This is a genomic window from Microcoleus sp. S13_C3 (genome assembly GCF_036700905.1).
Classification (GTDB): domain Bacteria; phylum Cyanobacteriota; class Cyanobacteriia; order Cyanobacteriales; family Microcoleaceae; genus Microcoleus.
This window is the reverse complement of sequence record NZ_JAUBPT010000191.1, coordinates 1-14,230: the sequence shown is the minus strand read 5'-3', so window position 1 is coordinate 14,230 and position 14,230 is coordinate 1. Positions and strand designations below refer to the sequence as shown.

At 44.1% G+C, this 14,230-nt stretch carries 12 protein-coding genes; 5 read left to right on the top strand and 7 right to left on the bottom strand.

Annotated features, from left to right (window positions below):
- Positions 1-39 precede the first annotated feature (39 nt).
- Entirely contained in the window at positions 40-798 is a 759-nt protein-coding gene (locus QUA16_RS32190; protein WP_333108359.1) for a hypothetical protein, read from the bottom strand.
- A 223-nt stretch (positions 799-1,021) separates the two neighbouring features.
- Between QUA16_RS32190 and QUA16_RS32185 the strand changes: the two genes are divergently transcribed.
- The 3 genes from QUA16_RS32185 (at position 1,022) to QUA16_RS32175 (ending at position 3,838) form a co-directional block, all read left to right on the top strand.
- Positions 1,022-1,594, top strand: coding sequence for an ATP-binding protein (locus tag QUA16_RS32185; RefSeq protein WP_333108358.1), 573 nt, complete (start codon positions 1,022-1,024; stop codon positions 1,592-1,594).
- Between the two features lie 85 nt (positions 1,595-1,679).
- Entirely contained in the window at positions 1,680-2,396 is a 717-nt protein-coding gene (locus QUA16_RS32180) for a response regulator transcription factor (protein WP_333108357.1), read from the top strand.
- Between the two features lie 230 nt (positions 2,397-2,626).
- The gene (locus QUA16_RS32175; RefSeq protein WP_333108356.1) at positions 2,627-3,838 is read left to right on the top strand and encodes a transposase; all 1,212 of its coding nucleotides are present in this window, start codon (positions 2,627-2,629) and stop codon (positions 3,836-3,838) included.
- Positions 3,839-3,849: 11 nt separating this feature from the next.
- On the opposite strand, the gene QUA16_RS32170 is transcribed toward QUA16_RS32175, so the two are convergent.
- The gene (locus QUA16_RS32170; protein ID WP_333108355.1) at positions 3,850-4,254 is read right to left on the bottom strand and encodes a gamma-glutamylcyclotransferase; all 405 of its coding nucleotides are present in this window, start codon (positions 4,252-4,254) and stop codon (positions 3,850-3,852) included.
- A gap of 245 nt (positions 4,255-4,499) precedes the next feature.
- Here QUA16_RS32170 and QUA16_RS32165 point away from each other — a divergent pair, with 245 nt between their 5' ends.
- Positions 4,500-5,093: a glyoxalase-like domain protein gene (locus tag QUA16_RS32165; RefSeq protein WP_333108353.1), complete on the top strand. Its 594-nt coding sequence runs from the start codon at positions 4,500-4,502 to the stop codon at positions 5,091-5,093.
- 278 nt (positions 5,094-5,371) lie between these two features.
- The gene (locus QUA16_RS32160; protein WP_333108352.1) at positions 5,372-5,851 is read left to right on the top strand and encodes a hypothetical protein; all 480 of its coding nucleotides are present in this window, start codon (positions 5,372-5,374) and stop codon (positions 5,849-5,851) included.
- Between the two features lie 27 nt (positions 5,852-5,878).
- Here the strand turns inward: QUA16_RS32160 and QUA16_RS32155 are convergent, their stop codons facing one another.
- From QUA16_RS32155 to QUA16_RS32135, 5 genes are all read right to left on the bottom strand, one after another.
- Positions 5,879-6,250: a caspase family protein gene (locus tag QUA16_RS32155; protein WP_333108351.1), complete on the bottom strand. Its 372-nt coding sequence runs from the start codon at positions 6,248-6,250 to the stop codon at positions 5,879-5,881.
- 39 nt (positions 6,251-6,289) lie between these two features.
- Positions 6,290-9,484: an nSTAND1 domain-containing NTPase gene (locus tag QUA16_RS32150; protein ID WP_333108350.1), complete on the bottom strand. Its 3,195-nt coding sequence runs from the start codon at positions 9,482-9,484 to the stop codon at positions 6,290-6,292.
- Positions 9,485-9,536: 52 nt separating this feature from the next.
- Positions 9,537-11,138, bottom strand: a complete 1,602-nt coding sequence (locus QUA16_RS32145) for a caspase family protein (RefSeq protein ID WP_333108349.1) — start codon at positions 11,136-11,138, stop codon at positions 9,537-9,539.
- Positions 11,139-11,277: 139 nt separating this feature from the next.
- The gene (locus QUA16_RS32140; protein WP_333108348.1) at positions 11,278-13,413 is read right to left on the bottom strand and encodes a caspase family protein; all 2,136 of its coding nucleotides are present in this window, start codon (positions 13,411-13,413) and stop codon (positions 11,278-11,280) included.
- 152 nt (positions 13,414-13,565) lie between these two features.
- On the bottom strand, positions 13,566-14,156 hold the full coding sequence (locus QUA16_RS32135; protein ID WP_333108360.1) for a peptidoglycan-binding protein: 591 nt from the start codon (positions 14,154-14,156) through the stop codon (positions 13,566-13,568).
- Positions 14,157-14,230: the final 74 nt, after the last annotated feature.

The following is a 14,230-nucleotide window of genomic DNA, read 5'->3' as shown; positions in this document are numbered from 1 at the left end:
TTCTATCATATAGCGGAGGGCGAAAAATTTTGGCTCTTATCATACTTTTAACCATTTACAAAACCGGGATGCTCCCATAAAAATCGGTATTTTGTTTGTTTCAAATTTTGCGCGATCGCACTGAATGGCAATGTGTTTCAAAAAAGTAGTTTTACCGGAACCCGGTTTGCCGAGTACCATCAATTTAGAATGAGATTTCACCGCATCCAATCCTGATACTCGTTTCTGGCGTACTTTACCTAATCCCAAGCGGTTAAAGTTATCTGCATCTGGGTTGAAGTCTCTGAGTAAATCGCTAATTTCTCCCGGCTGCCAACTGGTAATTTCCTCCAAAATGTTGACTTCAACGTAGAGGTTGCTGACATCAACGGGCTGTGCAATATCCAACAGTTGCATTTTGCTGTAAAGCTGTTGGATTTTGCTGTGGCATTTTTGCCGGATCTCTTGCACTACCGAATCAATATCCTGTTGGCAAAAATCTCTAACCCCCCCAACCCCCCCTTGGTAAGAGGGGGCTAAAGGAGGACGATCGACAATTTCTTCCCAATTCAACTGCAAAACCCTGCAGAAAGCCTTGAAAGCATTAGCTTTAATTGGGTCTCTTCCTCCTAAAAAACGCCTCCAAGTTGGCAGCGAGAGGCCATCGGCATAGGGCCCGGCAATAGTCCAAGTTCGATCGGGCTCTAATTTTTGACTAGCTTCTACTAGCCATCTGGGGTCTTCTATAGTCGAGCCCCTTTCTCTTCTAGCTTGCTTAATTTTTACTAATCCCTCCTCAGAGGCTTTGAGGGTGGTCATTGTATAATTTACTTATCTAATTGTCAATGTCAGTTTTCGATCAGTTTAGCGATCGCAAACTGAGTTTGTCAAGCTCCGAGCAAAAAAGAGAAAATGATCGGGACAACAAGTGCACGGCATACGGGAAAAGTCAGGCATAAATCATGCAAACTTAATCGTTCAGAATGCCACTGTCTTTTTTAGGTAAAAAAGTACACATTAAATGATGACAAAGGATAGCACCATGATAGATAACATAGATGAAATTCCGTCAGGTGGGATAGGTATAAAAATTATTGGCAAAATTGCCGATGAGCTAAGTTATACCCGCACTTCTGACGGTCGGAACTGTCTGTTCATTGTAAAATATTATCAGCAGCCTGGTCTAGTACCATCCCAACGCAGCATTGAAGATGGTTTTTTTAAGCGCGCGATCGATGTTTTAACCAGCTTTAATTTCGGGTTTCAAAAGCAACGAGTTCCCCAACACGAGCCAAGTTCTAACCAGCCACTTCACCAATTTAGGCTTGAAGTAAATACGGATATCAAGGCTGTTGCTCAAGTTTTATCCTGGGTTGAACAGCTAGATCCTCTACCAATTCCCCTAGTCGTTTTGCATCAGTGTAAACTTGCTGTGATTGAAGGGTTTACGAATGCTGTTCGCCACGCTCACAAAAATCTGCCATTAGAAACTCCGATAGAGCTTGAAATAATGGTATTTAACGAACACCTAGAAGTAAAAATTTGGGATTGGGGAGAGCCTTTTGACATTCAAGCGAAGTTGAGAGAAGAATTGCCCCAAAAAAGTCTGTATTAGTTGGAAAGACCTGGAATTTTTGCTTCACTAAAGCTGTGCTGTAATTGCCCGGTTGAAATTGACAAAAGAAAGAAACTTTTTTGTGATGACTACTGATACTACTCCCAAGATTCTCGTTGTGGATGATGACGTATCCATCCGCAATCTAGTTCATCGTTTTTTAAATCAGAAATATCAAGTAGATTCGGCAGCCGATGGCGAGACGGCTTTAGAATTGTTTGAGAACTTCAAGCCACTGCTAGTCGTTCTCGATTGGAATTTGCCAGGTACTACAGGTTATCACCTCTGCCAGGAAATGCAGCGCCGTACTAATGTTTTTGTGATTATGCTAAGCAGCCGCACAGACGAAGCTGATAAACTTAAAGTCCTGTCTGCAGGTGCTGATGACTATATCTGCAAACCCTTTGGTTTGGCGGAGTTGGCAATTCGTATAGAAGTTGTGTTGAGACGGATGAGGCCTGTCGCTTCATCACGTATTGTATTCGATCAATTCGCGATCGATTCAGCGCGTCGGGAAGCAACACTCAACGACAAAATTATCAAGTTAACAACCTTGGGATTTAATATTTTGTATTTTTTGGCAAGTCATTCCGGTCAATCTTGGAGTCGCCAACAGCTAATTGAAAAAATTTGGGGGTGGAACTGCGACGACACAGGAGAAGAGAAAGTTGTTAGCGTACATATCGGTCAAATTCGCAAGAAAATGATTGAAGTTGATGCTACTGGATCGCAGTTTATTAAAACTATTCGGGGTTACGGTTACAGGTTCGAGCCACCTTCGCCCACTGCAATGGCTATTTAGTAAGCTCATCGGCATTAACCACCTTATAACGATCAAGCATGAAAACCCCGTGACTTTAGTCCGGGGATGAAAGGCAGAAGGAGGCTTTAGCCTCCCAGTTCCTTTGTTAGAACCAAGTTTTTACGACTAACTTTATAGTATACGAAACTTACGTGTAAAGCTTTGTGAACAACTCAAGCGATATTAAGCCGATGTTGTTAGCATAAGAAGAACGTGATGAGGTCGAAGTCATGCTAGTTTTTGAATTCAAAGCATACGGAAAAAAGCAGCAATTTGCCGCTGTAGACGAAGCAATTAGAACAGTACAATTCATCCGTAACAAAGCATTGCGCTTTTGGATGGAAAACCAAAAAGTCGATAAGTATGACTTAAATAAGTACAGCGCTGTTTTAGCTAAAGAATGGACGTTTTGTGATGACTTGAACAGCATGGCTCGACAATCAAGCGCCGAAAGAGCGTGGTCGGCAATCGCCCGATTCTACGACAACTGTAAAAATAAAATCCCAGGAAAAAAGGGTTTTCCGCAGTTTCAGAAAGACAATCGGTCGGTCGAATATAAAACGACCGGGTGGCGGATGGCAACTGACCGAAAATCTATCACTTTTACCGATAAAAAAGGCATCGGAAAACTCAAGCTGAAAGGAACGCGAGACTTACATTTCTATCAGCTTAGCCAAATTAAGCGAGTGCGCTTAGTCAAACGAGCCGATGGATATTACGTCCAGTTTTGCATTCAAGTTGACCGTTCCGAGAAGGTTGAAGTTACAGGTAATGCTATTGGATTAGACGTGGGGCTCAAAGAGTTCTACACAGACTCTAATGGTGTTACAGTCGAAAATCCGCGTTTTCTGGGCAAAGGAGAGCGCCGACTAAAGAAAGCCCAAAGGCGGCTTTCAAAGCGAGTCAAAGGTTCAGAAAATAGAAAAAAAGCTAGGGTAATTCTAGGAAAACGCCACCTCAAAATAAGTAGACAGCGTAAAGATTTTGCCGTGAAATTAGCAAGATGTGTTATCCAGTCCAACGACTGTGTAGTCTATGAAGATTTGAGAATCAAAAACATGGTGAAGAATCACTGCTTAGCTAAATTAATTAACGACGCATCTTGGTATATGTTTCGAGTGTGGATGGAATATTTTGGTAAAGTATTCGGAAGAATTACAATTGCCGTACCAGCCCACGGGACGAGTCAAGAATGTTCTAGCTGCGGAACCATTGTTAAGAAAAGTCTATCAACGCGAACTCACGCTTGTCGGTGTGGATGTGTATTAGATCGCGATCACAACGCAGCTAAAGTAATCCTAAGTCGGGGATTGAGTACGGCGGGGCACGTCGGAACTTGGATCAGAGATCCGAACGCTTGTGGAGAGTTGACCGCTACCGATGTTGAAGTAATTCTGCATCGGCAAGTTGATTCTGCGAATCAAGAATCCCCTCGGCTTTAGCCAGGGGAGTGTCAATTGGTGAAAAACCTATTTTCCCACCTGCCGTGGGGCAGCCAGATGCCTCCTAGGGAACGAACGCGATCGGGTAACATGAAGTAAGCCCAAGCCGTGCCTAAAGGTTTGAGGTGTCGATCGAAGATTTCGATTTCCTGTCGCTGATATTCGTTTTGTGTCGGTTCCCGCAGGGGATGATAGTCTTCCAATCGGTCTAAATCGTCCAAAATAGCCGAATTTGCGAAACAGAGGAGAAAACCGCAGACTGTGCCATCTCCGGCCATCATCGCAGGATAGCCGATCGGCAGCGCAAAAAGTTGACCGCGGGCGATCGCGGGGTAAGCATTCACAACTTTTCCTTCGCAGTAGCGGAGGTAGTTGCACTCCCCCGGTTTGAGAGTGCCGTAGACAAAGACTTTCATCGGGTAGGGCCTAACCGCTAGTTTTTGCTAACATATAGCAATCCTAAATCATTTGTAAAAATATGTAGGGGTAGTGCCCCCGTGCCTACCCCAGTCAAGCGGGGCAACCACGGGGGGTTTGCCCCTACAAGAATTACACGAATCATTTAGGATTGCTATAGATGGCTAAGCTAATAGTTTAAGTCTCGCGGGCGATCGCGACTGCAATCTTGATAAATTTCGTTGTTTACCCTTTCTTATAATTCATGACTCTAGCAGTTAGTTTTATTGCTTTTGGACTTCGGCCTTTGTACTTGAGCTCTTTTTTGCCGTCCCTGGACAGCTTGTTTTCGACTCAAGGGATTATGGTGATGCTGCTGGCCGCCTATGCGGGGGCGATGTGGATGTTTCTCACCAGTGCTCCGAAGGTACACACAGTGATGGTATCGGATCTCGGACAAGCGAGGGAGTTCTATGAAGGTATGCTAAACCTGCCAGTAGCAGAAGTGCCGCTGCACTACTACTACAATTACGAGCAAACTTTGGGGACAACTGGTATCGATCCGCTGTATTTGTCGCCGAATGTCGGGAGGGCAACGACCTCTCAAACAATGGGGAGTCCCGAGGGTTTGTGGTATCAGTTGATGAAAAATACCCAACTGCACATTATTAGCGGGGCCGGTGTAGGGGAAAAAAATCGCCCGCGTCACGTTTGTTTCGATCGCGAATGTTTGGATCAGCTATTGATGAGGGTACAAACTCGCGGCATTAGTTATAAAATTCGCCGGGAAAAGCCGCTGAATTTTTTGGTTAAGGATTACGATGGTCGCGTGATTGAAATGGCTGAGGTTAGTAATTAAGTAGGTCGTTCTAATTAAAAGTAAAACGATCTCGCGCGCTACCCCCGGCTTCTTTTGTTGGGTAATATCATTCCGGCCCACCCGGAATGATATTAGTCGCGAACACGGCTCATCTCCAGAGAGATAGTCGCTCAATCAAAAAATGATAAGAATAGTTGAGATTTTTGAAATATCACTATATTTTGGTTAAACTAGCTTGATTGGTTTCGGAAGATATTTTTATATCCCCAGAATAATCAGTAACTCTATTGTTAACTAAAGCCTGGAGATAACTAGCAATGACAGAAGTTGAAGCCATTGTGGCAAGTTTGTGGGAGCTGGATGATGATGTATTGGAAGCTCAGCTAGGCTCTCGCGTACAAGCCATAGGGGATGATGTTGCTGGACGTGGAGCAAGAGGGGTAGACGCAGCTTCCTTGGAATCTATTGATGTGAACTTTGCGGCTAGAGCAGCGATCGATCCAAGATTTTTAGATGCTGGTCGCCAGTTGTTCGATCGCGTGAACCCCTTAGTTTACCAACTTATGTGCAAACCCCTCGGAGACGATGCAGAGACTCAGAAGATTTTAGATGAAACAATAAATCAGAACTATACCAAAGCGGCTGGGATGTTGGCTCCTGTTTTAGTCAGTGGATTTGGGTTTGCTCCTGTTGTTGCTACTCTCCTGGCTACTCTAATTATCAAAAAGATTGCAAATATGGGTGCTACAGCAATTTGCGAGACTTGGGAGAAAAGTTTGGTAAAACCTGCAAGCTGAGCTTTATACAAAGATTAGTGATAAAAATTATGTGACGAGGCGATCGCTCAACTTTTTTAACTTTCCAGTCGATCCGTGGTCGCTTTCGAGGGGCATCCCGTGTCCAGCAAAGTAGAAGAGCAGGCGATTGTTTTCGGCAGGTGGCTGGAGTTTTTCAGGCAACTCCTTGAGTAGGTTTTTAAGCTCTTCCAGTGTGCGCTTGCGATCGGTGTCATCCGTGATTAGCTCAACCTGATACTGATACTCATCTCTTAATAGATCAGCTAGTGTTTCAGCATCGGGTTTTGCTGTTTTCAACTTGGCAATACTGTTTTGATATTGATTGCTGCCGATAATAACTGCGAGGTTGCAATCAAAATTATTTTTATCTTCCCACATCATTGTTAATCCTTGTTTCATTCATTCTTACTCATCTAGCACCTGCGTGAGCAATCATAGCTATTTCCCTAACTGCCTAATTTTTTCCCAAATTTCCAACAGAACAACTATCCCTAGTGGTACGGGTTTACTTAAGTCAGGGTCATTTATTTTCTTGAAATCCTTTCGGCTAGAATCTGAACCACACTGAGGTTTGCCATTTTTCAAAATAGGTTTACCGGGAGTAGTTTTGGTGGTTTTATTGCTCATACAAATTATAGATAATGTTTTTCCTTCAATAATAAAAACTTTTCCAGTAAAGCTTTGCAAGCCTTCCACTCTAGGCTTGGCTGTTACTATAGCCTGTTGTTGTTCAGGAATCTCATAAATATAATCTTTATTAATTGTGTCAATATTTAGCTCATCTATTGTTTGAAAAAATTTTTTGTTTTTTTTATAATATGCCTCCTGTTGATTATTAATTAGATAAACCACAAACTGTCCTCTTGAGAGCTTACCTAAATGTTCCAAGTGTCTCCCCCAGGATAAAGTTGCATCTATCAAAGGCAATATTATACTTAAAACTAATGCTAGTGGTATCCCAAAAATAAGACACCGATTTCTCAAAGTATCTCTATTTTTTTTGAGAATACTATGCCGGAAGAATTCAGTTTCAACATCGTTTAACCAGACCTGTTTTTTTAATAAATCTAGGCGAGGGTTAGTATTCCACAGCAGACCAACTTGTTGATCTTTTTTCTCCCATTGATCCTTAAATTGTTTCAACCAATGATGTGGAGCCGTATTCCAGCGAAGTGGTTCGGGTTGTTGATTTTTCCAGTCCACGGCAGCAGGAGTTAGTCGCCTTTGTAAAATCAAATTTTCCTGTTCTGCATCTTTCCAGTTTTGCAACTCGTCCCATCCTCGCACCAGGAAATCGTGAGCTGGATCCACGTAAGGTTCCCCAGTCTCCTGTCCTTTCACCAACAAGCGAGCATTGACCAGACGCTCAATCACTGTTGTGACTCGCTCATCTTCCTCAGTAGATGAATATTTTAGTTCAGCCATTGGCACCCGTCGCCGTGCCACTCCTCCCCCCTCGATCGCCACCATCCGCAGCATTACTCGCCGCATCGTGGCTCGATGCTTCTCATCCAGTACCTCATACTCTTCCGTTGCTCGACGGGTTAATGCTCCTGCCACTCCACCCAGTTCCTCATAGTCCTTGATTCGCAAAGCGCGATCTGTACTCTTATCCTTTGTCCACAGATCGTACAGTTTGATATACAGTTCACTCAAGGTAAACGAGAGCAACGGTAACGCTCCCGGCATCTGCCCCACCTCATCAATCAACTTGCCCACCAACTCCGGTGGTTCAAAGTACAACGCTTGCTTCAGGGCAGGTCCTTCGATCGCCTGTCGTAACTCATCCAAATTCAGCGCCCGCACGGGGAATCGGGCATCTTTCCAGTAAGCCGAAAGTGGTGAAGAAAGAAAACGCGGTTCAAAGTCGGAGCGTAGCGTTAACACAATATGCAACTGCTGAGGACATTTAACAATTGCCTCTGTCAGCACCTGCAAAAACGGTAGCCAAGGTTGAGATTCAGCAGCGCGATCGCCAATTGTCTCGTTCCGAGAATCGCTCTCCTGCCTGTCACCGCCACGAGTTTCTGTTTGACTCTCCTGGCTCATCGTAATCAACTCTTCAAACTGGTCGATCGTTAACAGCAACTTGACATTGGGATGACTCTCGTTCCACTTTTTAATAACACTAGAGAGGTGTTGCGGCTCATTTTGGAGTCTATTACTCAGAGATTCTAGTGTTTCAAAAATTGCCCGATAAAGCTGCGATAACTGTTCCTTTTCTTCGGGATTGCGACACAAAGCCAAAAGCTGCTTGAAGTAATCCTCAACGACCAAAAGTTTAGCTTCTGACTTTGCACTGTTCCAAGACTCTGCTAGTTTGACAAACACTGCATCTGTTGATTCATCACCCTTATCTTGACCGCTTTCTTCCTTGGGTTTGAACACCTCATCAAGAAAACTCACTTGAGAGAGTTGCTCCATCAGTTCCGGCTGAGCGATAGGCAGAATGGCTCGTGCTAAAGCTGTAAATGGATACCGATCCGGACGTATTGGATCGAGGATGTACCATTTTGATTCCTGCCTCAACTCAGGAATCAATCCGGCTTTAACTAAACTGGATTTACCGGAACCCGAAACTCCCAAAACGACCGTGAGAGAACGATTCGCTTGAGACAGGCGATGCTGGAGTTCTTCAACTAATATCTTTCGACCGAAAAAGAAGTTAGCGTGTTTTTCATCAAATGATGCCAACCCACGATAGGGATTATTGCTCTCGTTCAGGAGTGGTGCAGGCTTGAGTTGCTCGGACGTGAATCCAGGTTTTGTAAAAACAAACTCTCCTCGGTCATACTCTAGCCTCATCGGATAGATTCCAGGCTTTTGACGAGAGCCAGATAACTGGCTGACCTGCTGATCTAGATACACATACAACTCGTGAGCAGTAATAACGCCATCTGGAATCATGTCTGCTTTGTTTTCGCGCAATCCTTCCAGTAGTGCCAGTGCAAACGGAGAATGCAGTTCCTGCTTCTCATCTGGAATTGCACCACGCTTATCCTCAGCTAATTTAGCCACATCTAATGCTTCTTGGTCGTGCGCTGCCGAGGTTATTACCTGCCATGCCGGATAGCGAATGAAGCGATCGTAGTGTTCCCGGCGAACCGTTTCTAGAATCGGTATCATTTTCCGGCGACCTGCCCAGCGAAAGGTTCCAGCAAAGCAGCAGTCCAGAATGACTAGCAAATGATGACACTCCAGTTTGCTCAGTGCCTTATACACCTCAGACATGGCTAGAAAAGAGCCGTCTTTCTGCCAGTCTGCATCCTGTGGGACTAAATATCCTTCTGGTCCGTCTTGACCGTTGTGGGGAATGCCATGACCCGCAAAGTAGAAAATTAGGCGATCGTATTTCGTGGGCTTGAGTTGATGGGGAATGGTTTTATCAAGTAGCGTTTGGAGTCCTGTCAGCGTGGCGTCTGAGTCGAACAGGCGAACTACATTTTCATCGAACAGGCGATCGCCTTTTTCATCTTGATTATATCCATACTCTGTTTCTAGCAAATCCGCAAGCGCCCTAGCATCACTGACTGGTGTACTCAGGTCATGAATGCTTTCGCTCTTGTAGCGATTAATGCCGATGACGACTGCTAGGTTGCGATCGAAGTTAGTTCTGTTGTATTCCCATTGCATGGCTTTGTCTCGAACTAATATATTTTATTGCTATTAACGTAACGATTGAAGTTTATACAAACTTTTGGGCTGTATAACGAATAGATTTCATCTTGATTGTTTTTAAATCCTCATCTTCAATCTCTATAACACTGCCATAGGAGATGTTATTGTCTGCTGGAAATAGAAAAAAATCCACTCTTTTAGGTGAAGAAAATAAGCGTAATTCTACTAAGCCCCTGCTCTCTTTTTGAACAAAAATATATGTTAATTTTGTTGCTCCGGGGGAAAGGCCATTTAATAAAACTTCTGCATCTTGCCAGAGATTCATAGAAGAAAACCGACCATTCACATCAATGCTAACCATGTAAACGTGGATGGTTTCTTCTGTAAAATTATTAATTCTAAAATAAAAAGTGTTTTGGTACTCAATATAATAAGCTGCTTCATTACTAGTTTTTGGTTGTTCAGCTATTTCAATTTCATCGGGAGCTGAACCTACCATAACGGTGACTTTGAGCGGAAACTCCGATTGGGCAATCGTTAGTAAAGACTTCCAACAATCGAGTTTTTCTCTAATCACCCAGAGGTCGTCACTAGAAAGTGGAACTAGACCAACAGGAGGGTTTAATGTCAGAAGATTTTCTATAATTTCAATGACTCTTTCAAAGTTTCGTTCAAAAAATCTCAATCTGTATTCTAAGTAAAGTGTTTCAGGACTAGAAGCTTTTAGCTTAATAAGGAGATCGACCAATTCACTAAAAGTAGTAAAATTACCACTTTGTAGAGCAGAAAAGGCACGAGCTTTGAGTGCATCAAAGCTTTGATTCCGCAGCGAAATCACCATTTCACCTCGATCATCGAAATAAAATGAGCCAAAGTCTGGTGTTTGATTCGATTGGGAAGCTTGTGCTACCTGCTGCTGAATGAATAGTCCTAGTTCTGAAGAAGTAATTAGTCCATTACCATCCAAATCTGCTTTGCCCCAGTTAAATCCATCAACCAACGTGCCAGTAAAAAGGGAATGACCAGGAATTGGTCCGCCGTCCAGTGCAAGTTGTTCACGTCTAGCAGATGTAATGACTTTACGGCTGATGCGATTGCTCAAGTCTCTCTCATAGCGAACTGCATCTCGGAAGCTTTTCATTGCTTCACCCAAGGCAAAACCACTATGGCAGGAATCCAGAATGACAAGAATGTGTCTTGCTGGAAGCCTGCTAATGGACTGAAGGAGTGGATCGATCTGGATGTAGTCGCTCCAGTATTCTTTAGGTCCTCGTGCTTCTACCGGAACAATAAATCCGGTTTCTCCCACAACCTTGCCCCCCACCTTGTCAGTACGGGTATGCCCATGCCCTGCAAAGAACAGCACCAAGTTGTCATCTTCCTGCAACTCCTCTCGAAGTTGATCCTCAATCAAGGATTCGATCGCTGCTTTAGTAGCAGCCTCATTAAGCAATGGTGGAATCGGTGCGGAAAATCCCAGCTTGTCGATGAGTGTCTGTTGAAGCCCGATCGCATCCTGCACGGCATTCTTGAGTTTTTGCCAGTGGACATACTCGTTGATGCCAATCGTTACGACGAGCGATCGCCCCTGCTTGACAGGTTCAAACTCTACGGCTTCCAAAATCATTGCTCGATCGAGATTTTCTATTTCTTCGGTTAGCTCAGTCATAACTCCACGTTATATCTCTAGTTTCCAGCTATTCTGCATCGCACAAAATCTTACGGGAGGCTGTCAAAATCTGGAAAGTAGTTTGCTAGAATTAGCAACCTTAAATTCTCAGCTATTTGACAGCCCAATTCCGAAAGTATTATCTAGCGATCGTAAATGTCACCTGCTTGGTTAGCCAATCAGCATTCGGATCGGGTTCGTAAACCATCGCACGGGCTGACTCAGGCGAAGGTGCCTTATCAACATCAGCACCGATAATACTCAACAAATTGTTGAGAGGACTGATATTGGTAGATTTTCCCCTCGCTGCACGTTCTTCTGCTTTCTTGTTGAGCTTTTCTTCAAGATTGCCTTTTCTTTGACCCATATTTACATCAAGAGCAGGTAAAGTTAGCCACTCGAAGTTAGCGATACCGCGAGTTGCAAACAACTTGAGAGTTTCTTTGGCTGGCTTGTCATCATCTCCTGCTGGCAAAGCAGCACGCATTTTGAGGTATATTTCTTGCTCGTCAGCTAGTGTAAAAAAGATATCTTCAATTCCGTAAATGCGATATTGAGAAATAGCCCAAGTGGAGTCGAGATCGAGAACAGCAATATTGAGCGGTTGACTATCTGTATTCTTAACACGTAAGAAGACGATCTTACCCTGTTTTAAGACGATGTTACTCGGCTCCTTAAATGGTTGCCTGTTCTCGTCTACCAATTCACACTCAACGTGTTTTGCAAGTTCGGAAGAGGGATTGTCTAGTGTTTGTACCGCTTGATATTTGGTCAAATGAACTAAGCGATTTACAACTCCGATCGCCGCATCTGAAGCATCAATTTGTAGTGGCGTTCCTAAGTTTTTGAAAGGAGTTTCACTAGAAATTTCGTACTCACTATCTCTGCCAACCGCAACTTGATAGTCAGACTTTAGCTCATCGCCCGCTTTCACTTCAACAACCCAACCATTTCCTGTCAAAGCTTGCCGAACTTTCTCTAAAGCTTCCTGTTGTTTGTCAACTAACTCGGGTGGTAATTGATGCTCCTTATCGCCTGCTTCTTTGTTATCTAACAACAGGACTCGACGCACCAGAGCGACTGGTGCAGCCACCAGGACAGCAGGAGCGCCCAGTTCGATTTTGCTCTCTTCTGTAACCTTAATTCCTCCCTCTTGAGGTTCCAGAACTCTTGCCACTGATGTAGAGGCTTGAACCTCTACGATTTCAACAATAGCCAGTTGTTGTTGCCTGTTGGAAAAATCTGTGGCATTCAGTGGATAAATAGCAAATCGCGTACCGCTGCTGAGTCCTTGAGCTAATCCGGCATTCAAGGTAATTTGCTTTTGTTTGGCGTCTACATTGATAACTGTCACGCTGTACTGAGGCGGTAAGCGATCGTTCCCAAATACTGCGCGAGTGCCGTCACCGATTAACATGGGTAACTGTTGGGGAAACTTACTCTGAATTTGAGCGCAAACGCGATCGTACAGTTTGTTGAAACTCAATGCTGTAGAACTCGTAGCCAGAGTCTGAATTAGCCAGTAAGTCAGGGCTCCATGTTGCTCTTTACCGTCAAACGGATACTCACAAGCTACCTCATTGGGGCGACAGGCTGCTAAAAGAAGGTAATTCTTTATGGGAGGAACCCATGCAATATCACCATCTACTCCTTCAGTTAGAGTTTTCCAGTTTTTGCTCAACTCCTCAAGCGGAGCAACCAAGCTTTCCTGATTTGGCGGTGTTTTGTCGGTTTCTTCTCCGCTGCGGATAGCACCATCACCTCGGGTTACTCCTCCAGAGTGACAGCTATCCATAATAAGTGTGACAATTAACCCTTTGTCCGTCATCCGCTTCAACACCATCGCCAATTCCACATCGAGTAGGTAACGACCTCCAGCGCTAATATCTGAGGGCACAATACCTTCATCTTCTTGGTCAGCCCCTTTCAGTTCTGGATAGATGGTTGTCGCCCGTCCTCCGTGGCCGGCGTAGTAAATGTATACCTGCTCTCCCGGTTGCGCTAGTTCTGTAATGGCTTTAAACTGCGCCACAATGTTTGCATAAGTTGGTTCCGGGTCTTTGGTTGCGATCGTTTGAGCAACTTTAGGATTCGGAGAAGTCAGCCTGAAAATCCGTTCGGATGGAATTTTCACCGTTTTTAAGAGGTAGCTTGCTACAAGATTGATGTCACCCACGCATCCTTTAAGATCATTGTACAACCGATTAGGCTTATAGCCGTCAATGCCAATTAATAAGGCATAAATATTCGGTGTTTGTTCAGGTTTATCAGCCATTTTTACCTCATTTTTGTAGCTTATTTTTTTCATGCTGAGCGTTGGTGTATCGGCAGAGTTCTAGAGCCGTAAGTTATAGCTATTCAGAAGACTCTGCCAATTCAACAACGTATTTTTCAGCTCAAGATTTTGTTAACTCGATCGCCAACCGCTCAACCCAGTTTTTGGCGGGTTTTCGGTCCGACAATTCCATCTGGTTCTAAACCCTTCTGCCGTTGAAATTCTTTGACGGCTTTGTCTGTTGCTGGTCCAAATTCACCATCAGTCCCAACTACAATGCCAGCCTTGTTCAAAGCTTCCTGAAGCTTTGTAACATCAGACCCTTCCATCATCGGTCGGCTGAGTTTCAGCAATCTGGGTTTTTCATCCCACGGTGCTATCTCAAATCCCATCGCTGGCGAGTTCTTTAGGGCAGATTCGGTTTGAGGCCCGTAACCACGATCCTCGTCAATTTTTTGGTTTGGATGGTTGTTATTCCAAAGCTTCTGAATTGCTAGCATTGCTGTGCCACGAATATCTTGTTTTCCTCCTCCCACGTAATCAAAGTGAGGAGGGTCAATATCACCTAGCCAATGCCAACCGTAAGCCTCCAAATACGGACGCCAGCCGTCATAGTCTTCAATATCGATCGCCAAGCCGCTTTGATGATTGCTCTTTCCTGGAGGCGCTACCAGAGAAAAACCACAGCCGCTACCCCAATTGTACAAAAGCAATTGCTGTGCAATGGTGCGGTAGGCAGACAGGGTAAACGCATCTTAACTGGAACCCAAAATATGCTACAGTTAAATCCGACTAAATTTCAATGTAGTTTGTTGTA

Excerpts from the sequence above, each read along its gene's own strand:
- QUA16_RS32145 (WP_333108349.1), bottom strand. The coding sequence starts at position 11,138 with ATGACTGAGCTAACCGAAGAAATAGAAAATCTCGATCGAGCAATGATT.
- QUA16_RS32160 (WP_333108352.1), top strand. The coding sequence starts at position 5,372 with ATGACAGAAGTTGAAGCCATTGTGGCAAGTTTGTGGGAGCTGGATGAT.
- QUA16_RS32150 (WP_333108350.1), bottom strand. The coding sequence starts at position 9,484 with ATGCAATGGGAATACAACAGAACTAACTTCGATCGCAACCTAGCAGTC.
- QUA16_RS32170 (WP_333108355.1), bottom strand. The coding sequence starts at position 4,254 with ATGAAAGTCTTTGTCTACGGCACTCTCAAACCGGGGGAGTGCAACTAC.
- QUA16_RS32190 (WP_333108359.1), bottom strand. The coding sequence starts at position 798 with ATGACCACCCTCAAAGCCTCTGAGGAGGGATTAGTAAAAATTAAGCAA.
- QUA16_RS32185 (WP_333108358.1), top strand. The coding sequence starts at position 1,022 with ATGATAGATAACATAGATGAAATTCCGTCAGGTGGGATAGGTATAAAA.
- QUA16_RS32180 (WP_333108357.1), top strand. The coding sequence starts at position 1,680 with ATGACTACTGATACTACTCCCAAGATTCTCGTTGTGGATGATGACGTA.
- QUA16_RS32155 (WP_333108351.1), bottom strand. The coding sequence starts at position 6,250 with ATGAAACAAGGATTAACAATGATGTGGGAAGATAAAAATAATTTTGAT.
- QUA16_RS32165 (WP_333108353.1), top strand. The coding sequence starts at position 4,500 with ATGACTCTAGCAGTTAGTTTTATTGCTTTTGGACTTCGGCCTTTGTAC.
- QUA16_RS32175 (WP_333108356.1), top strand. The coding sequence starts at position 2,627 with ATGCTAGTTTTTGAATTCAAAGCATACGGAAAAAAGCAGCAATTTGCC.
- QUA16_RS32140 (WP_333108348.1), bottom strand. The coding sequence starts at position 13,413 with ATGGCTGATAAACCTGAACAAACACCGAATATTTATGCCTTATTAATT.